Genomic DNA, 18,707 nt, shown 5'->3' with positions numbered 1-18,707 from the left:
CCCATGCAGACGTCCCCACTGAGCCCGGCACTCGTCAGGCAGGCCCGCGACCAGGCCTTGGCCTGGCTCGCGGCGCATGCGCAGTTCTGTGACCCGCATCTGGGTGCAACACCGCAGGAATACCTGTTCCGGCGCAAATGCTTCAACGAGCTGGCCATGCTCCTGATGGTGGGCGAGCGCCTCTGCATGCCGCCCACTGGTGACTGGCTGCGCCTGCGCGGCCACGTCGCCCGGCAGATCGATGACCGCTTCCTCGCCCTGGCAGCGAGGCGCAACGGCACCTTGCTCATGTTCACAAGCGCACTCGGGCTCGCCGTGCAGCAGGGCTGGCTTGACGACGAACGCAGCGCCTGGGTCAGGCGCCTGCTTTGTAGCCGGTACGCCTGGGGCATAGACGGCGGACCGTTCCGGCACCTGGAGCTGCTGACCGCGTGCCACTATGCCGGCGCACCCGCCCCGGTGGATGTCGAGGTGGTCCTGCGGACCTCCGCCCTGGCTCACGCGCCCTCCCCGATCCATGCCAGCCAGGATGCGCTCTTTGCGCTGACGCACGCCGAGTACTACCGCACCTTGCTGGACCACGATTTCGCTGGCGCAGACCCCTACCTGCCCACGGCGCTCTCGGGCGCCATGGCTCGCTGCCTGGCGGGCCGCGACCTGGACCTGGGCCTGGAACTTGTCGAAACCGCCTGTCTTCGCGGCCTGCCACTGGGTGCGGAGGCGCAAGAGCTGCTCATGCTGACCCTGCCGGCCTTGGTCCAGCAGGGATGGCTGAGCCCTGATGCACCGACCTGGGTGGCCAGGGACTTCGCCGCCGCCTGCCCCGAACAGGCGGCGTGGGCGCAACGCTTTCATCTCACCCTGGTCGCAGCCACCTGCTGCATGTCGCTGCTGGCGCCAGCTGCGCCTGCCTTGCCAGCCCACGACGCCGGACAGCTGCGCAATGCCCGGCAGTTGGGGGCCGCCCTGCTGGGCCTGCACCAGTACAAGTTCGAAAGCGCGCTCGCCGCACTCGGCAAGCTGGCACCGCTCAGCCCTCCTCATGCGCAGCTGCTGGACGACATCCGTGAGTTCATCGTCTTCAGCCAGCGCCGCGACGGCCACTTCGGCCACTTTGTCGATGAGCTGCGCAGAGCCGGCATTTCATCTGACGACGCACCCGCCATCGAACGCCTCTTCGCAGGGGTGGACCAGGCCTGCCTAGGCTTTCTTGCGCAACCCGCATGCACACCTGCCACAGCGGTCCGCGCCCCCACACGTTCTCCCGACAGCCATGCCCAGCACTGAAGCCCAGATCGTTCATTTCCGCAAGCCGCGCCCCGTGGCGGGCCGGGCGCGTCGCCCCTCGTCATCCTCACCGTATGGTGCGCTGTTCGTGATCCTGAAGATCACCGAGCGTTGCAACCTCGCTTGCCCGTACTGCTACATGTTCTTCATGGGCGACGAGTCCTACAAGCAGCACCCCCCGGTGATGGCCCACGACACTCAGGCGGGACTGGTGGCCTGGCTGCAGGACGCCATCCGGCAGCAGGGCCTGCGATCCATCCACATCGGCCTGCACGGCGGAGAGCCTCTGCTGCTGAACAAGAAGGCCTTCCGCCAGCTCTGCCAAGCCTTGCGCGGGGGATTGGACGAGCACTGCCGGCTGAAGATCTCGATGCAGACCAACGGCGTGCTGATCGACGAAGAGTGGATCGAGATCTTCTCTCAGTACAAGCTTTCGATCGGCATGAGCATGGATGGCGATGAATCCATCCACAACCTCACGCGGGTGACCCGCAGTGGCCGTGGCACCTACCAGGAGTCCCGCAGGGGCTGGGAGCTGCTGCAGCGCGCCGCAGCAAAGGGTCGGATTGCGCCCCCCGGCATCCTTTGCGTGGTGTCGCCCGAGCAGCCGGCCGCGCGGATCTACGAGCACTTCGCGCAGGACCTGGGGGCGAACTCCGTGAACTTCCTGCTGCCGGATTACAACCATGATTCGCCAGAGGTCACGCCGGCGCTGATCGAGGCGTGCGGCGACTACATGCTTGAAGTCTGCCGGGCCTGGTTCGCGCAGCGCCGCCGGCCGCAGATCCGGTTCATTCGCAACATCATCAGCGCATTGCTTGATGACGAGACTTGCGCGAGGCTGGCCGCCAACCAGCACAACCCCTTCGAACTCATCACGGTCTCAAGCAACGGAGAGATCTCGCCTGACGATGCCATCCGTGTCCTGGCCCCCCGATTCCGGCAGACCGGCCACACCGTGCATGACAGCAGCCTGTCGGACCTGATGGACTGCGACACCTGGCTGGAAGTCTACGAATCGCAAGTGCAGCTTCCCACGGCCTGCACCGAGTGCCTCTGGCGCCATGTCTGCCGCGGCGGTGCCCCGCAGCATCGCTTCTCTGCGGCCGGAGGCTTTGACAACCCCTCCATCTACTGCAGCGCGCTCAAGCGCATCCATGCCTACATCGCAGCCATGCTTGTTCAGGGCGGCGCTTCCGCGGAGGCCATCGAGCGGCGCCTGACGGCCGAGGTGGCAGCCCCGCTTTCCTGACCCCGGGATCATCACCATGACCAGCTCCTTGATTTCCAACGGCTTCGCCCCCCAATTGTTCAGCAGCTCCAAGCCCATGGGCGTGATGGCCGCGACCTTCCATCGCGGCGTGCTGGATGCCGTTTCCAAGACCATCGATGCCCGCTCGCCCCTGATGCCCTTGCTGGATCAATGCCACACGCTGTCGTCCCAGGCGCTGCGGCCGCTTCCCCAGGCCTGGCAGCCGGAGGTGGGTGCGGCACTGCGCAAGACCCAGCAAGGCCGCCCTGACGAGGCGCTGCTGCATCTGATGTGTGCATTGCACACGCTGCGCATTCCCGCGCAATGGCAGTGCCAACTTCAGGAACCCGTGCGGCTGGCCGTGGATGGCCACATCTTCGACGCCTCCGGCAGCATCCGGATGACTTGCACAGAGCAGTGCCTGCAGGTCGAGCGGCTGGACGCCGCCGTGCCGCCCCTGGTGCTGCGCTGGACCGACCAGGGCCTGCGCGCCGACCCAGATCAGCAACCCGATCCCCGCTGGTGCTACGTCGAACCCGTGCACCTCCAGGCGGCCGGTTTCCAGCATCTGTACCTGCAGAGCTGGAAAGAGCCCGATGAGTCCACGGTGACGGACATCTTCGTGGACTGGCCCGTGCAGCGGCAAGCCGGCGAGGATGGCCTGACCGCCGCCCGGTCGGCGCAGCAGGTCGGCGAGGCGCTGCAGCTCCTCCGGGAGGCCGATCCCTGCTATGTCGACTGGATCCTGCCCTTGTTGCGTGGCCTGGCCTGCTGCCCGCTGACGAGTCAGGACATGCGCCAGAGCGGCAGCTTCCTGAGCAGCTCGGGCGTATTCAGCTGCGGCTTCCCGCTGAGCACCGACTTCCTGGGTGAAGTATTCGTGCACGAGATGAGCCACCAGCACTACCTGCTGATCAGTGCGATCCAGCACTTGACGGACCCGGCCCGCAAGGAAGCCGAGCACTACTCCACGCTGAAGGGACGCAAGCGCACGATCAGCAAGATCCTGCTGACCTACCACGCCACCGCCAACATGCTGCTGTACTGGCACGACGTGATCCACAAGCTGGGTCGGGGTTCCCAGGAGAACCTCAAGGAGCACGATGTCATGCTCAGGCACACGCTGAGCCTCGCGGACATTCTGCGCCAGAGCGACGCTCTGATGCCTGGCGGCAAGGCGCTGTTCCACGGCCAGGCCGATCTCCTGATCGCACGAGGCTACGATGTCCCGACGGCAGCATGAGACTGCGAACGAAGCTCGCGATAGATGGGCTGGCCTTGGCCTTGCTCGGCCTGATGGAGGGGCGCTGCGTAGCCGATGAACTGTCTCTGGCGCAGGTCCTGGCTCAGGGCATGGCCGGCAACGTGTCTATCCGCCTGCAGCGCCATGAGCTGGGGGCGGCGTCTGCCCGCGCGCTGCAAGCCCAGGGCCAGTACGACTGGACGCTGTCCTCGGGCGCGCAGCATGACAGGAGCATCACCCCATCGCCTCCGTCCGGCACCCCGGATCAATCGACCCGGACCGTCAGCACCTATCGCGTCGGCGCCGAGCGGCTGCTGGCTGACGGCGTTCGCATGGAAACCGGCCTGGAGTCGACAGGCGTCCTTGAAGCGCCAGCGGACGCCCCAGTGCGGCTGCACCAGACCCGGCTCAAGCTGCAGTTCGTGATTCCGGTGCTCAAGGGCCGAAAGCAGGCGCAGGCACAGGACGAAGCTGCACGCCTTGCCTGGGATGAGCAGCGCTGGCGCGTGCGGGCAGCCGCCAGCGATGCGGTGCTGGCCATGACTCAACGCTACTGGGAATACCGGGCGGAATGCGCGCTCATGGCCATCGCGGCGCAGTCCTTGGAGCGGTCCAGGAACCTGCTCGCCTCCAATGAAAAGCTGGTCGCGGCTGACGAGAAGCCGGCCGGTGACCTGGTCCTGCTGCGGGCCGACCTCACCGACAAGTCCAATGCGCTGGAGGCGGCGCAACTGCGCATGCGGGATGCACGTCGCCGTCTGGCCCGCAGCATGGGACTGGACGCCCGGGCCGGCGACCTGCTGCCAATGGCCGCCGACCCCTTCCCCGCGCCCTCCCCGACAGCGGGTCAGTTGCTCGAGCAATCCGGCGCCCTGAAACAGCAAGCCCTTCACACGCGCCCGGACCTGCGCGCCAACGAACTGCAGCAGCTGGCCCTGCGCGCCCTGCTTGACGCGGCCAGGGATACCGAGCGCGCCCAGCTCGACCTGAAGTTCGGCGTCAGCTACGGCCAGGCCTCGGAAGGCAGCCGACTGCTCGGCCTGCCGCCGCTTTCCGGCAGAAGCCAGTCCGGGCCTTCCTGGTTTGCCGGGCTGAACTATCAGTTCGCCATGGAGAACCGACAGGCCAGCGGCAGGCTCCGCGAGTTGCTGGCCACCCAAGAGCAGTTGCAACTGCGCGCGCTGGACAGCCGGGAAGCCGCCCTGTCCGAGGTGGAGGCGGCCCTGCAGACGCTGTGGCGCACCGGCCAGCAGATCCGCACGGCGAGCGAAGGCCTGGGCTACTACGAGAAAGCCGTGACCCAGGAGATGACCAAGCTCCGCGCCGGCATCTCCACCCTGATGGACGTGATCAACCTGGAGACGCGCTACGTGAACGCCCAGGTCGGCATCACGCAGCTGCTGCTGAGCCATGCGACCGCTCTGGCCCGGCTTCGCCATGAGACTGGCACGGTGTTCCAGTTCCCTCAAGACGAGCGCATCGCCGACGAGCTGGGCAGCCTGGATGTCCAGGCCTTCAGCACCCTGGACTCTCTTCAAAGCATGCAGCGCCAACCCGACACGCTGCCCGGAAATCTCCCATGAAAGACGGTCTGTTCAGAAAGGCGGCACTGGACCGCTTGTCCTCTCCCGACGAGCTCGACAGCCTGCTCCAGGTGACATCGCCCAAGGCCTGGATCGTGCTCCTGGCCGTCGGGCTGGTGACGGTGGCCGTGCTGCTGTGGTCTGTCTTCGGGCGCTTGCCCAGCAAGGTGAACGCACAGCAGTGCATCCTGGTGAAGAGCGGTGGCATCACCCTGACCACCGCCTCATCCAGCGGTCGACTGACCGACCTTTCCGTGGAACGTGGCGACCGCGTGGTGCGCGGCCAGATCATCGGCCGCATCGACCAGTACGACACCCTGCAGAAGATCAAGGTCACCGAAGCGCGGCTCATCGAGGCGCAGTTGCAGCTGCAGCAGACACGCCAAGCGGGCCAGGAACTGGGCCGCCTGCGGGCGCTCAGCTACCAGCAGCAGCGTGAAGCCTCCCTCGCGCAGATCACCGCAGCCGAACGGCAGATCGGCCTTCTGAAGGAGCGGATTCGCTCCCAGCAGGCGCTCCTGGAACAGGGCCTGCTGACCCGCCAGACGCTCATCTCCACCCAACTGGAGCTGAGCGCTGCCCAGCTCCAGGTGGAGGCCAGCAAGTCCCAGATCAAGCAGGCGGAAGTCAGCCGGGAAGATGCCAACACCCGCAGCAGCAACGAGATTGCACAGGCCGCGCGACAGGTGGAGGAGATCAAGGCTTTGCTGGACTCGTTGGGCCGGGAAGCCAAGACGGCAGGGCTGGTGGTGAGCCCGGCGGCCGGGCGCGTTCTGGAAGTCACGGTCAGCGACGGTCAGTTCGTTGACCGCGGCATGCCCATGGTCAGCATCGAGTCCAGCGGCAATGACCGCAACGAGGTCGAAGCCTTCATCTACCTGCCCGCAGCCGAGGGCAAGCGCATGCGCATCGGCATGAGCGCCGAGATCAGCCCCAGCACGGCACGCCGCGAAGAGTACGGGTTCCTGTCGGGCAGCATCGCGTCCGTCGCGGAGTACCCCTCGTCTGACAAAGGCCTGATGCAGGTATTCGGCAACGAAAAGCTGGTGCAGCAGTTGGTCGGCAGCACGCCCCCCATCCAGCTGGTGGCGACACTGAATCCTGCGCCGGAGACCCCCAGCGGCTATGCGTGGTCCACGCGGCAGGGGCCGCCGTTCACCATACAGAACGGCACGCTGTGCCAGGCGTCCATCACGCTCTCGGTCAGGCGGCCCATCACCTTGGTCATTCCTGCGCTCAAGCGCTTCCTGGGCCTGGAGTGAACAAGCCATGCCTGCATTGATAACGCGCTTGTGGCGCGCCCTCCGTGGTCGTCATGGAGCAGGGCGCCGGGTCAGGGCACCGTCCATTCTTCAGATGGAAGCTGTGGAATGCGGCGCCGCGAGCCTGGCAATGGTGCTGGCGTACCACGGAAAATTCGTGTCGCTGGCCGAGCTGCGGACGGCTTGCGGCGTCTCCAGAGACGGCACCAAGGCCCTGAACATCGTGAAGGCGGCGCGTGGCTACGGCCTAGAGGCCCGCGCCTTCAAGGCGGAACCCGCCAACCTCGCCGCCCTGCCGCTGCCGGCGGTGCTGTACTGGAATTTCAATCATTTCCTGCTGCTGGAAGGCGTCGGCAAGACGCGATTCTTCCTGAATGATCCGGCGCGAGGTCGCCGCGAAGTCGGCGCGGCCGAGTTCGACCAGTCCTTCACAGGCATCGTGCTGACATTCGAGAAGACCGAGCGCTTCGAACCAGGCGGCAGCCCGGACAGCCTTCTGCTCGCCCTGCGCTCCAGGCTGGGCGACACACGCTGGGCCCTGGCCTACCTGCTGCTGGTGGGCCTGCTGCTGGTCGTGCCGGGCATCGCAGTGCCGGCCTTCAGCGCCATCTTCATCGACAACATCCTCGTGGGGCAGATGCAAGGATGGGCCGGGCCGCTGATCACGGGGATGATCGGTGCCAGCGCACTGCTGGGCGTCCTGACCTGGCTGCAGCACTACTACCTCCTCCGGCTGGAAGCTCGCATCGCGCTGAGCACCTCGGCCCGCTTCTTCTGGCATGTGCTGCAACTGCCGTTGAGCTTCTTCCAGCAGCGATCGGCGGCGGAAGTCAGCTCGCGGGTGCTCATCAATGCGCGTGTCGCCGAGGTTCTGTCGGGTGATCTGGTCGACGCGGTGCTGGGCCTGATCACAGCGCTCTTCTTCGCCACGGTCATGCTTTTCTACGACCCCTGGATGGCCATGCTGTGCATTGGCGTGGCCGGCGCAAACTTCGCCTTGCTGAGCCTCATCTCCATGAAGCGGCGCGAGCTGAACATGCGTCTGGCCATCGATCAGAGCAAGGTGATGGGCACCTCGATGGACGGCCTGATGCTCATCGAAACCCTCAAGGCCTCAGGCTGGGAGACTGACTTCTTTGCTCGCTGGGCCGGCTTCCAGGCCCGGTTCGCCCGTTCGCTGCAGGACATGAGCCGGGCGTCCATTCCCCTGGACCTTGCACCCAGGCTGCTGAGCGGTCTCAACTCGACCGCCATCCTGGCCATCGGCGGACTGCGCGTGATGAGCGGCGAGATGTCCATGGGATCGCTGATCGCGTTCCAGATGCTGGTGGCCAGCTTCATGGGCCCGATCAACACGCTGGTCTCGCTCGGTGCCAAGCTGCAGAACTTCCACGGCGACGTCAAGCGCCTGGATGATGCCCTGCATGCGACGATTGACGCCCTCCCAGACGACGACGCCGAGCATTCCGACGGTACGCGACTGAGTGGTGCGCTGGAGCTGCGGCAGCTGAGCTTTGGCTTCAGCCGCATGGAGCCTCCGCTGCTGGAGAACTTCGATCTGCAACTCAAGCCGGGCCAGCGCGTGGCCCTGGTCGGCCCCTCGGGCTGCGGCAAATCCACCATCGCCAAGTTGGTGGCCGGCCTTCACGCGCCCTGGCAAGGGGAGATCCTCCTGGACAAGATTCCTCGTTCCTCGGTGCCACGGCACCGGCTGCTGAACTCCGTCGCCGTGGTCGACCAGGACATCTCGCTGTTCTCCGCAACCGTGCGTGACAACCTGACGATGTGGGACCGTACCGTGCCCGACTCGGTCATGATCCAGGCGGCCAAGGACGCACAGATCCACGACTTCATCTCCTCCCGCCCTGGGGGCTACCAGAGCCTGGTGGCAGAAGGGGGCGCCAACTTCAGCGGCGGCCAGCGGCAAAGACTTGAAATCGCCCGCGCACTGACCACCAACCCGCGCCTGCTGATCCTGGACGAAGCCACCAGCGCGCTGGACCCACTGACCGAGAAGCTGGTGGAGCAGAACATCCGTCGGCGCGGTTGCAGCTGCCTCGTCATCGCGCATCGACTGAGCGCCATCCGTGACTGTGACGAGATCATCTTCCTGGATCGCGGCAAGGTGCTGGAACGCGGCAGTCATGAGGCGCTGATGCGCCTGGGCGGCCACTATGCAAGGTTGGTGTCCGATGAATGATGCTGCCCGCCTGCTGCAGTACTTCGAGGCCTCCGGCGCAGCGCGCATCGACGTCACGGACCGCTGGCGGCCCGAAAGCGCCCTGTGCCTGGTGGAATCCGGCACCGTGGACCTGTTCCTCACGGTACAGGACGTCGACGATGGCGTGCGCCGCACGCACTGGCTGACCCTCGGGCCCGGCCAGGTGTTTGCATTGCCAGGGTCGATCGAGCCTGCCGTGGACGGCTGGGCCCTGGGCGCCCGGGAAGGAGCCCTGTGCCGTGTGATGCCCATCGAGGGCCTGGGGCACCTCCTGACGAATGCCGATGCCAGGCAGGCACTGGCAGCGGCATTGGAGTGCTGGTTCGCCCGCGTGTCGCCCGGCGCCAGCTCCACAGCGGCCGGTCCCGAGCTCTTGCCCCCAGGCCAGACTGATCGACTCAACGCGCAGAAGCTCCTGGACCATACTGCGCCCGAGGCCATCATCGAGGCCCTCCTTCAGGCCGGCCGGGACATGCTGCAGACCGCCCATGAGCAACGGCGTGACCAGGACATGGAAGAGGCCATCCGCCTGCAGCGCAAGGCCGCGCTCAGCCGCGAGGCGCTCTCGCAGGCCCTGGGCAACCTTGCCGCCCTGTTCTCGCCATCGGCTCCGCTGGCCGAAGTCGAGGGTGATGCATTGCTGGTCGCCTGCCAGCTGCTGGGCTCACGGCAGGGAATCGAGTTCAAGCCCCCCGTACCCGGCCAGGCAGCAGGCAAGCGAGGCCCTCTGGGGACTCTTGCGGAGGCCTCGGGCGTGCGCATGCGCACCACCTCGCTCAAGGGGCGCTGGTGGGAGGAGGACAACGGCCCGTTGCTGACCTTCGTCAACGACGGCCGGCGGCCGGTGGCGCTGCTGCGCAATGACAAAGGCCATTACGAAGCGCGGGGGCCCAAGGACGGCATCCACTTCATCGTCGACGAGCACACCGTCCAGCGCCTGTCGACCCTCGCCTTCATGTTCTATCGCAAGCTGCCGTCCACGGCCGTGGGTGCCAGGGACCTGCTGCGTTTCTGCCTGCAGGATCTGCACCGCGATGCCCGGGGCATCCTGCTCATCGGCCTGCTGGGCACGCTGTTGTCGACGCTGATACCGATCGCCAGTGGCCAGTTGTTCGACGACATCATCCCGGCCGCAGACAGCAGTCAACTGGCGCAGATCCTCGCGCTGCTCGCCGTGGTGTCGGTGGCCAGCTTCATCTTCGAACTCTATCGATCGCAACTGCTCCTGCGCATCGAGAGCCGTGCCGGCAGCGACTTGCAGGCCGCCGTCTGGGACCGGGTCCTCAAGCTTCCCGTGCCCTTCTTCAGAAGCTACTCCGCCGGCGACCTGGCCACGCGAATCAACGGGATCAACGAGATACGGCAGCTCCTCTCGGGCGCGCTCATTGGCACAGCCATGAGCTTCCTGTTCTCGCTGGTCAACCTCATCCTGATGCTTCACTACAGCCCCCAGCTCACGGCTCTGGCCGTGGTGCTCGTGCTGGGCGCGGCCGGCTTCCATGCCTACATGGGGCGCCGCCGCTACCGCTTCACCAAGGCCAGTGCCGACATCCGGGGAGAGGCCGCCGGGCGCGCGCTGGAGTACCTGGCCGGGCTGTCGAAGCTGCGGATGACGGGTGCGGAGTCCAAGGCCTTTGCCAACTGGAGCCGTCACTTCGCGGAACAGCAGCGGCTGCAGATGCAGTCCGGCATCCTGGGCTGCGGCACCCAGGTTTTCAACAGCTGCTTTCCGGTGCTGGCCAATGCCATGCTGTTCGCCCTGATCTCCTCCACGGCACTCTCGCAGCACACCGACCGTTTCTCCAGCGGGGACTTCGTCGCCTTCAGCGCTCTGTTCGCGCTGTTCCTCAGCGCCATGCTGGGCATGGTGCGCGTCGGGGTGACGCTGCTGGACGTGATCCCCATCTACCAGCGTGCACAGCCCATCCTGACGGCGACCCCGGAAGCCGACGAACGGCGACAGGACCCCGGCCCGCTGCGCGGCGCGATCGAGGTCGCCAGCCTGAGCTTCAGCTACCCCGGTTCGGAGCAGCCCGTACTGCAAGACGTCTCGCTGACGGTCGAGCCCGGCCAGTTCGTCGCCCTGGTCGGCGAGTCAGGCTCCGGAAAATCCACCCTGCTTCGTCTCCTGCTGGGCTTCGAGAAGGCCCAGCAGGGTGACATCTACTACGACCGCAAGAACATCCACGACATCGACCTCGTGGCGCTGCGCTGCCAGCTGGGCGTCGTTTTGCAGGGCGGCAAGGTGATGAGCGGCGACATCTACAAGAACATCGTCGGCGCCTCCTCGCTCACCCTGGAGGACGCCTGGGCCGCCGCGCGCGCCAGCGGCCTTGCCCAGGACATCCAGGCCATGCCCATGGGCATGCACACGGTGGTGAGCGATGGCGGCAGCACGCTGTCAGGCGGGCAGCGCCAGCGCCTCATCATCGCCCGGGCGATCGCCCACAAGCCGGCCATCGTGTTCTTCGACGAAGCTACCAGCGCGCTGGACAACCGCACGCAGGCCATCGTCAGCGACAGCCTGGGCCAGCTCAAGGCTTCGCGCATCGTGATCGCGCACCGACTCAGCACCATCATCCATGCCGACTGCATCTACGTCCTTGAAAAAGGGCGCATCGTGCAGCGCGGCACCTACCAATCGCTGATGCAGGCGCCCGGCCTGTTCGCAGACATGGCAAAACGTCAACTCGCATGATCGGTCCCATGCTTAGATCAGCCTTCATCCTCATCCTGTGCGTGCTGCTCAACGCCTGCCAGAAGCCAAGCCCCCAGCAGGAACGCGAACAGCACCTGGCTGCCGCTCGTGGCGACCTGGTCGTGGCCGTCACCTGGCCGCTGGGTGGAGGCAAGTCCTCCCTGCTCAAGGGTGTCCAACTGGCCGCAGAGCAGATCAACGCCGCCGGTGGCGTCATTGATGGCCGCAAGCTCAGATTGCTGGTGAAGGACGACGGCGGCACACTGGCCCACGGGCGCATGGCGGCCCAGGAGATCGCCAACCAGGCCGACGTGGTGGCGACCATCGGCCATCTCAACACCTTCATTGCCATCCCGGCAGCCCGCATCTACGAGCGGGCCGGCATCCTGTTCATCTCCCCTGGCTCCAGCGGCGAAAAGCTCACGGAAGGGGGGGGTGGCCTGACCTTCCGCACACTCCAGAGCAACAGCGACCAGGGCCGGCAGATCTGCGCCTACGCGCGACGCCAGGGCTTGAAGAGCATTGCGGTCTACTACATCAAGAACGAGTACGGCACGGACCTCGCGAATCACTTCGAGCAGCAATGCCGCGAGATGAACGTGCAGATCGCGGACCGTCGCTCCTACCGCATGGGCGGAGACAACTACGCGTCCGTCATGCATGACTGGGCTTCGCTGCTGCACTTCGACGCCATCTTCCTGGCGGGCTCCCTGCCCGAGAGCGCCCAGATCGTGCGGGAGGCGCGCCAGGCGGGCATCCAGGTGCCCATATTCGGCGCCGCAGGACTGGACTCGGTACAACTGATCGAGCTGGGCGGGCGGGACGTGGAAGGTGTCGTTGTCTTCTCTCAGTTCAGCCACCAGACGCAACGGCAGGAGGTTTCGTCCTTCGTGACGGCTTACCGTGCGCGCTTCGACACCCTGCCGGACAGCAGCGCAGCGCAAGGCTACGACACCCTGATGCTGCTGACCCTGGCCATGCGCGATGCGCACTCAGGCGTGCCTGGCCGCATTGCCGAAGCGCTGCGCAAGGTCCGCGACTACAAGGGTGTGACCGGCACCTTTTCCATCAGCCCGACTGGCGACGTGATCGGCAAGCCCATGACGCCGCTGGTGGTCAGGGAGGGTCGATTCGAGCTGCTGGCTCAACCCTCGGGCATTGAGCAGGCGCACAATGAGCCCGCCTCGGCGCCGCCTGCGCCCTGACCTGCTCATGCCATGGCCGATACCTGCGCACCGTTCCCGGGAGACTGCATCGACAGCGACACGCTCGTGCATGGCTGGCGCCAGCTGCAGCAGGGCCCCATCCTGTTCGCCGACGTGTTCGCGCAGTCCTGGCAACGATCGGCGTGGGTCCATCGCAATGGCAGGCTCCACGACGGGCAGCTTCATCAGGAGCAGGGCATCGGCCTGCGCTGCGTCGGCAGCGCCTGCAGCGCGCTGGTCAGCACCGCTGACTTGTCACCTGCGGGCTGGGCTCAGGCCCTGAGCGGTGCACGCGATGCTCTGCGCAGCTTCCCGTCCCTGCACGGACACCACACCCGTCCGGTGGCTTGCCCACGGCCGCCGAGCCGGCAGGACATGCACCCCATGCCGCGGGAGCGCATGGGCCTGCCCGCCGAGCGCGCGCAAGTCTTCCTTGGGCAGATCGAAGACACGCTGCGCCGCCTGATCACCGGCGTGCTGGACGTGGAGCTGGCCTTGAAGCTGGAGGAGCGCCGCTCATTGCTGGTCAGCCCCCAGGGCCTGCCCGTGACGGAGCAAAGGACCTATGCCTGGCTGGAGCTGGAGCTGGTGGCACAGGGCCGCGCGGGAGCTTTCTCCGTGTTCAGGACCCTGTGTTGGAGGACGGCCACTGCCGAGCCCGACACCCGCATGCTCGCGACCTTCGTGGAGCGTCTTTGCGAAGCAGTCGCGCAGCGGCGCGAGGCCCGCCCGGCTCCGGCCGGCCCGATGCCGCTGGTCCTCGGGCCAGGAGGCCCGGGCCTCCTGATGCATGAGGTGATCGGCCATGCCCTGGAGGGTGATGCGATTCACAAGCGCATCTCGCCCTTCGCCGGGCAACTGGGACGTCGCATTGCCGCGCCCTGTGTCAACCTCGTCGACGACGGCACGCTGCCGCTGGGCTGGGGCAGCATGCGCTGCGACGACGAGGGCCAGCCCAGCCGGTCGACGCTCCTGATCGAAGACGGCCGGCTGCGCGCCTGCCTGCAGGACCAGTCCTGCGCCCTGCGGCTGGGCGCAGACCACAGTGCCAATGGGCGGCGCGCCTCCCATGCCAGCCTGCCGATGCCGCGCATGACCAACACCTGCCTGATGCCCGGCGATGCCGACCCCGCCGACATCCTGGCCTCGGTCAAGAAGGGCATCTATATCGCCGAGCTTTCGGGAGGGCAAGCCAACATCAGCACCGGCGCCTTCACCTTTGAATCGGACCAGGCCTTCCTCGTCGAGAACGGGCGCATCACCGCACCGCTGCTGGGCTGCACCTTCACCGGCTCCAGCCGCGCAGTTCTGAGGCAGGTGCGGATGGTGGGCCACGATTTCGCCATGGACCCCGGTTACGGTACCTGCGTCAAGAAGGGGCAACGCGTTCATGTCGGCTTCGGGCAGCCCACGGTGCGTGTCGACGGCCTCACCGTGGGCGGCCGCTAGACCTCTGCGGCCCCGTGACGCAGGGTCGCGCAGCAACCCCTCCAGACGCGAACAGCCACGACCAAAGAATGCTACTCATGCGCCAACACATGACCCGATCCTGGACCCTTCGCGCGGGCCTGGCCCTGTGCCTGCCGATGGCGGCGGCTGCCACCACGGACATCACCCTGAAGCGCCTCGACGAGTCAGCGCTGGAGGTGAGCTATGCCTTGCCCGTCGGCTGCGAGAGAGCCCAGTTCGAACGGCAGGACCCAGCCAGCCGGGACTTCAGGCAGCGCTGGGAACCCCTGGATGCTTGCGGGGCCAGCGACGGCGTCTCGCTGGCCGCCGTTCGCCCCAGCTGCCTGCATCGGCGCTTTCGCGTGCCCACGACCACGGCGCGTGCCGCCGCGTTCCCGCCTGCCTTCCCCATGCACGGCGCCACCTACGTCCACACGGGCGACTATGCCCTCGGGGGGACCTGCGGCGAATCCCGCTATTTCTTCGAGGCGGCACAGATCGGCGTGGCGGGGGGCTTTGTCAAAGGGCGGGCGAGTCCCGCGCTGTCCAGTGACGGCCAGGTGTCTGCACTGCTGCTGGATGCCTCGGCCCTTGTGCAGCATCACCCCATGCCCGCATACCTGGCGCCAAACCTCCCCGACTCTGAAGCGAAGCTCATCATGCAGCGGGCCATCGCGACGGCGCAGGCCCTGGAACGAGCGCTGCCGGACGCCCGCTTCAAGCCCGTCATCCTCGCAGCGACGCAGGTGCAGCTGGGCGGGGAGCGCAACGTTGGCGGCGATGCACACGATGTGATGCGCCTGACCTTGTTCGACTGGCCTGCCTCGCCCGATCGAAGCAGTGAGCAGTTGCTGACGCGCCTGGTCAGCCACGAGATCAGCCATCGATTCCAGCTGAGGGACATCACGGCCCGGTACAAGGACGCACGCCTCATCCACGAAGGCGGTGGTGAGTTCCTGCGATGGCTGGTGTCCCTGGAGCAAGGCTGGATTACCCCGGACGAAGCCGCGGCCGAGCTGGAAGGTGCGCTGCTGCGATGCATGTCCAAGTCCGAGGGCAGGTCATGGGCCGCACTGAGCCTGCAGGAGCGCAATGCCCTTCGACGCCCCTATGACTGCGGGCTGGCCTTGTACACCACGGCTCTGGCGGAGCACCCGGGTCAGGGCGATGCATTTGCCCGCATCAACGCCTTCTATCGAGAGCTTGCGGCTGGCCGGCCGCCCGAGCTGGCCTCAGCGCTGGCATGCGGCGAGGCCAAGCCCTGCGAGCCCCGCGAGCTGCGTGCGCTGCTCGAGGGGCCGGAGCCCATGAGCCAGGCCTGGCAACGCTGGCTGTCCCGCTTGCCATGGGTCCGCCCCCACCCGTCCAGCCCGGCGCAGCAGGCCGACAGCATCCTGCAGTGGCTGGTGCTCATGATGAAAGAGGACTGCCAGGGGGCCGTCAGCCTGACACCCGAAGCAACGCGCATCACGCTGGACGGGATGGCCCAGTGCGCCACACTGCGGGAGGACCTGCCGGTCACGACGATCGACGGACGCCCCCTGGCCGAGCCAGGCCTGCCGGGGCGGATCGCAGCGCGTTGCCACGAGGACGGCAGCATCCTGCTTGGCAGCGAGGCAGGGCGCAGCGTGCAACTGCGCTGCATCGGAACCGACATCCTGACGCAGCCGTCCTATCGGGTGGACATGCAGGCGCTGTATGCCGCCCTGCGCGGCAAGCCGCTGCCTCGGGCACGCCCCGAACGGCCTGAAGCGCCATAGAAAAAAGCCGTCCAGTCGGGCGACGGGACGGCTTTGCGCAGGGTCAGCCGGCGCGGCAGCTCCGCCGCGCCCAGGCCTTACTTGGCGACCACGCGGACCATTTCCAGGACCTTGTTGGAGTAGCCCCATTCGTTGTCGTACCAGGACACGATCTTGACGAAGGTGCTGTCCAGGGCGATGCCCGCCTCTGCATCGAACACCGAGGTGCAGGACTCGCCGCGGAAGTCGGTGGCGACCACCTTGTCCTCGGTGTAGCCCAGCACCCCCTTGAGCGCGCCTTCGCTCTGGGCCTTCATTTCGGCGCAGATGTCGGCGTAGCTGGCGGCGTTGTTCAGCTCGACGGTCAGGTCGACCACGGAGACGTCGGAGGTCGGCACGCGGAAGGACATGCCGGTCAGCTTCTTGTTCAGCTCGGGGATCACCACGCCCACAGCCTTGGCGGCGCCGGTGCTGCTGGGGATGATGTTTTCCAGGATGCCGCGGCCACCGCGCCAGTCCTTGTTGGACGGGCCGTCCACGGTCTTCTGGGTGGCCGTGGCAGCGTGCACCGTGGTCATCAGGCCGCGCTTGATGCCCCACTTGTCGTTCAGCACCTTGGCCACGGGGGCCAGGCAGTTGGTGGTGCAGGAGGCGTTGGAAATGATGGCCTGGCCGGCGTAGGTCTTGTCGTTGACGCCGTAGACGAACATCGGGGTGTCGTCCTTGGACGGGGCCGACATGATCACCTTCTTGGCGCCGGCCTTCAGGTGGGCCTCGGCGGTTTCCTTGGTCAGGAACAGGCCGGTGGACTCGACGACGATGTCGGCGCCGACTTCATCCCACTTCAGCTCGGCCGGGTTCTTCACGGCGGTCAGGCGGATCTTCTTGCCGTTGACGATCAGGGTGTTGCCGTCCACGGCCACGTCGCCCTTGAAGCGGCCGTGCACGCTGTCGTACTTCAGCATGTAGGCCAGGTAGTCCGGCTCCAGCAGGTCGTTGATGCCCACGACCTCGATGTCATTGAAGTTCTGGACAGCGGCGCGGAACACCATGCGGCCGATACGGCCGAAGCCATTGATACCGATCTTGATCGTCATGCGGAAGTCTCCGGAGTGAAATGAAAAAGCTGTGAAAACCTGACTGCGCGGGATTTTCGCCGATTCCGGGGCCCCGTTCGCGGCCGCCCCGGAACAAAGGGGGTACGCAAACCCAAGTTTTCGATCCAGCGCAAGCCGCGGCCCCTGCCAGGCACCAGCAGCAGGAGCCGCCGGGCGGTGACCAGCTCAGGAACCGGCCGCTGCCGTGTCCGGCTGGAGATCGAGCCGCCCGCAGGGCACCTGGATCTGCACCTTCTGGCCAAAGAGCTCATTGGCCTGCCTCTCGGAGCTGAAGGCCAGCTGACGCTCGCGCAGCCACCGGAGGAAGGGAATGCGGTTGGGGTCCCGTTTCCCACCCACAGCGACTTCATTGGGCAATGCAGGGCTGTACATCGTGTAGTTGACCTTGAACGGGCAGTTCATGGTGTCAAAGTCGAAGAAGGCCTTCAGCTGCTGCGCACCCTGCGTCATGCTGAGAAAGTCCACGAGCGAGAAGGCATCCTGCTTCAGCACGAACCTCCGGTGACCGGCAGGCACGAAGGTGAACTGCTGCCGCATGACCTGGGGCTCCTGCTGCCCCGTGCGGCAGGGCAGGCGATAGCTCTGGACCCGCTCGATGACGGCCTCCTCAATGCGCCTGTCCCCGGTCGAGTGCAGGATCTTGACCTCGGGGGGCTGATCGCCTGTCCCGCTGAACAGGGCGGAAGCCACCACGTGCTGCACCTGCTGCGACAGCGACATCGGAGCACGCATGTCCTCCCGCGGCATCACCAGGCAGAAGGGCAGGCGCCGCTGCGGTGTCTCAGGCACGGGCAACTCCTCCATGGCCGAGTTGCTGAAGTTGAACTCCTGCACGGCACTGACCGTACCGTCCTCGGGCCGCAGGCAGGGCAGGCGGTAGTCGTCCACGTAGCGGTAGACGCGGTCCTGCATGTCCTCGCGGGCCGTGTTGGCGAGCACTTCCACGCGTGGCGCGGCATCCGGCTTCTCGAAGTGCAGGCGCAGGCGCATGAGGCCATGGCTGCGGTCGAAGCGGTGCTTGGCCGGGTAGCTGAGGGCTGCCGAGGGCAGCCTGAGGCAGCTCAGCGACTGTGCCGCCGAGGGCGGCGTGCTGTCCGTCTGGGCCTGGGCGGCCCCGCCCAGGGCGGCGGAAATGACAAAGGCTGCCAGCAGGCGCCCCGTCTTGGCTTTGATGCGCGATTGCGTCTTCATGCGCTCCTCTCCTGTCGAATGAGTGCGCACTCTATCGCTACTGGCGGTGGCGGGATCCATGCCTGACATCCATCGAAGGCCCGGCAGCTGCCGCCAGGATCCCCTGAATTCCTCGGCACAATCTCACCGAGCAAGGCCCATAACGACACAGAGACAGGGAAGCAAATGCCGAGGCACGAACTGGCACATGCCATCGCGGAAGAGCGAATTCGACAGGCACTGGATACCGGTGCCTCGCGCTTGTCACTGGCGTGCCTGCGCATCGACAGCCTGCCGGAGCGCTTCCTGCAACTGGCGCCACAGTTGGTGGAACTGGATCTGAGCAATTGCCAGTACTTGTCGGCGCTGCCCCCTCTTGCGGGTTTTGGCGCCCTGCGGCAGCTGAAGATGAGAGGCTGCTGGCGCCTCGGAGGACTGGGTGACCTGGCCTGCGCGCCCCACCTGGAGGCACTCGACTTG

Annotated in this window: 12 protein-coding genes; 10 read left to right on the top strand and 2 right to left on the bottom strand. The window is 66.5% G+C overall.

What is annotated here, in order from left to right; all coding sequences use genetic code 11:
• Positions 1-3: 3 nt before the first annotated feature.
• From ACS5PK_RS19020 to ACS5PK_RS18975, 10 genes are all read left to right on the top strand, one after another.
• Positions 4-1,287, top strand: a complete 1,284-nt coding sequence (locus tag ACS5PK_RS19020; RefSeq protein ID WP_439441842.1) for a DUF6895 family protein — start codon at positions 4-6, stop codon at positions 1,285-1,287.
• Positions 1,274-2,539 carry a radical SAM protein gene (locus ACS5PK_RS19015; RefSeq protein WP_439441841.1) on the top strand — a complete coding sequence of 422 codons (1,266 nt, stop codon included), beginning with the start codon at positions 1,274-1,276 and terminating at the stop codon, positions 2,537-2,539. The genes ACS5PK_RS19020 and ACS5PK_RS19015 overlap by 14 nt, the downstream gene beginning before the upstream one ends.
• A 16-nt stretch (positions 2,540-2,555) precedes the next feature.
• On the top strand, positions 2,556-3,782 hold the full coding sequence (locus tag ACS5PK_RS19010) for an aKG-HExxH-type peptide beta-hydroxylase (protein ID WP_439441840.1): 1,227 nt from the start codon (positions 2,556-2,558) through the stop codon (positions 3,780-3,782).
• Positions 3,779-5,365 carry a TolC family protein gene (locus ACS5PK_RS19005; protein ID WP_439441839.1) on the top strand — a complete coding sequence of 529 codons (1,587 nt, stop codon included), beginning with the start codon at positions 3,779-3,781 and terminating at the stop codon, positions 5,363-5,365. Before ACS5PK_RS19010 ends, ACS5PK_RS19005 begins: the two co-directional genes overlap by 4 nt.
• Positions 5,362-6,627, top strand: coding sequence for an NHLP bacteriocin system secretion protein (locus ACS5PK_RS19000; protein WP_439441838.1), 1,266 nt, complete (start codon positions 5,362-5,364; stop codon positions 6,625-6,627). The genes ACS5PK_RS19005 and ACS5PK_RS19000 overlap by 4 nt, the downstream gene beginning before the upstream one ends.
• Positions 6,628-6,634: 7 nt before the next feature.
• Positions 6,635-8,827, top strand: a complete 2,193-nt coding sequence (locus tag ACS5PK_RS18995; protein ID WP_439441837.1) for an NHLP family bacteriocin export ABC transporter peptidase/permease/ATPase subunit — start codon at positions 6,635-6,637, stop codon at positions 8,825-8,827.
• The gene (locus ACS5PK_RS18990) at positions 8,820-11,546 is read left to right on the top strand and encodes an NHLP bacteriocin export ABC transporter permease/ATPase subunit (protein WP_439441836.1); all 2,727 of its coding nucleotides are present in this window, start codon (positions 8,820-8,822) and stop codon (positions 11,544-11,546) included. Before ACS5PK_RS18995 ends, ACS5PK_RS18990 begins: the two co-directional genes overlap by 8 nt.
• Before the next feature lie 8 nt (positions 11,547-11,554).
• Positions 11,555-12,751 carry an ABC transporter substrate-binding protein gene (locus ACS5PK_RS18985; RefSeq protein ID WP_439441835.1) on the top strand — a complete coding sequence of 399 codons (1,197 nt, stop codon included), beginning with the start codon at positions 11,555-11,557 and terminating at the stop codon, positions 12,749-12,751.
• 12 nt (positions 12,752-12,763) lie between these two features.
• Positions 12,764-14,200 carry a TldD/PmbA family protein gene (locus tag ACS5PK_RS18980; protein ID WP_439441834.1) on the top strand — a complete coding sequence of 479 codons (1,437 nt, stop codon included), beginning with the start codon at positions 12,764-12,766 and terminating at the stop codon, positions 14,198-14,200.
• 77 nt (positions 14,201-14,277) lie between these two features.
• A complete protein-coding gene (locus ACS5PK_RS18975; RefSeq protein ID WP_439441833.1) occupies positions 14,278-15,960 on the top strand; it encodes a hypothetical protein in 1,683 nt (560 codons plus the stop codon).
• A gap of 77 nt (positions 15,961-16,037) precedes the next feature.
• On the opposite strand, the gene gap is transcribed toward ACS5PK_RS18975, so the two are convergent.
• Together gap and ACS5PK_RS18965 are read right to left on the bottom strand one after the other, a co-directional pair.
• Complete coding sequence (gene gap / locus ACS5PK_RS18970) at positions 16,038-17,036, bottom strand: type I glyceraldehyde-3-phosphate dehydrogenase (RefSeq protein WP_439441832.1); 999 nt, start codon at positions 17,034-17,036, stop codon at positions 16,038-16,040.
• Between the two features lie 186 nt (positions 17,037-17,222).
• Positions 17,223-18,248, bottom strand: a complete 1,026-nt coding sequence (locus ACS5PK_RS18965; RefSeq protein WP_439441831.1) for a hypothetical protein — start codon at positions 18,246-18,248, stop codon at positions 17,223-17,225.
• Between the last annotated feature and the right edge of the window lie 459 nt (positions 18,249-18,707).

Source organism: Roseateles sp. DB2 (genome assembly GCF_051857535.1).
Classification (GTDB): domain Bacteria; phylum Pseudomonadota; class Gammaproteobacteria; order Burkholderiales; family Burkholderiaceae_C; genus Roseateles_B.
Note: the sequence above shows the minus strand (reverse complement) of the source record. Positions and strands in the feature narration are given on the sequence as shown.

What these genes read in the sequence shown, in the direction of transcription:
- ACS5PK_RS18965 (WP_439441831.1), bottom strand. Translation starts at nt 18,248, where the DNA reads ATGAAGACGCAATCGCGCATCAAAGCCAAGACGGGGCGCCTGCTGGCA.
- ACS5PK_RS19020 (WP_439441842.1), top strand. Translation starts at nt 4, where the DNA reads ATGCAGACGTCCCCACTGAGCCCGGCACTCGTCAGGCAGGCCCGCGAC.
- ACS5PK_RS18985 (WP_439441835.1), top strand. Translation starts at nt 11,555, where the DNA reads ATGCTTAGATCAGCCTTCATCCTCATCCTGTGCGTGCTGCTCAACGCC.
- ACS5PK_RS18990 (WP_439441836.1), top strand. Translation starts at nt 8,820, where the DNA reads ATGAATGATGCTGCCCGCCTGCTGCAGTACTTCGAGGCCTCCGGCGCA.
- ACS5PK_RS19015 (WP_439441841.1), top strand. Translation starts at nt 1,274, where the DNA reads ATGCCCAGCACTGAAGCCCAGATCGTTCATTTCCGCAAGCCGCGCCCC.
- ACS5PK_RS19010 (WP_439441840.1), top strand. Translation starts at nt 2,556, where the DNA reads ATGACCAGCTCCTTGATTTCCAACGGCTTCGCCCCCCAATTGTTCAGC.
- gap (WP_439441832.1), bottom strand. Translation starts at nt 17,036, where the DNA reads ATGACGATCAAGATCGGTATCAATGGCTTCGGCCGTATCGGCCGCATG.
- ACS5PK_RS18975 (WP_439441833.1), top strand. Translation starts at nt 14,278, where the DNA reads ATGCGCCAACACATGACCCGATCCTGGACCCTTCGCGCGGGCCTGGCC.
- ACS5PK_RS18995 (WP_439441837.1), top strand. Translation starts at nt 6,635, where the DNA reads ATGCCTGCATTGATAACGCGCTTGTGGCGCGCCCTCCGTGGTCGTCAT.
- ACS5PK_RS19000 (WP_439441838.1), top strand. Translation starts at nt 5,362, where the DNA reads ATGAAAGACGGTCTGTTCAGAAAGGCGGCACTGGACCGCTTGTCCTCT.
- ACS5PK_RS19005 (WP_439441839.1), top strand. Translation starts at nt 3,779, where the DNA reads ATGAGACTGCGAACGAAGCTCGCGATAGATGGGCTGGCCTTGGCCTTG.
- ACS5PK_RS18980 (WP_439441834.1), top strand. Translation starts at nt 12,764, where the DNA reads ATGGCCGATACCTGCGCACCGTTCCCGGGAGACTGCATCGACAGCGAC.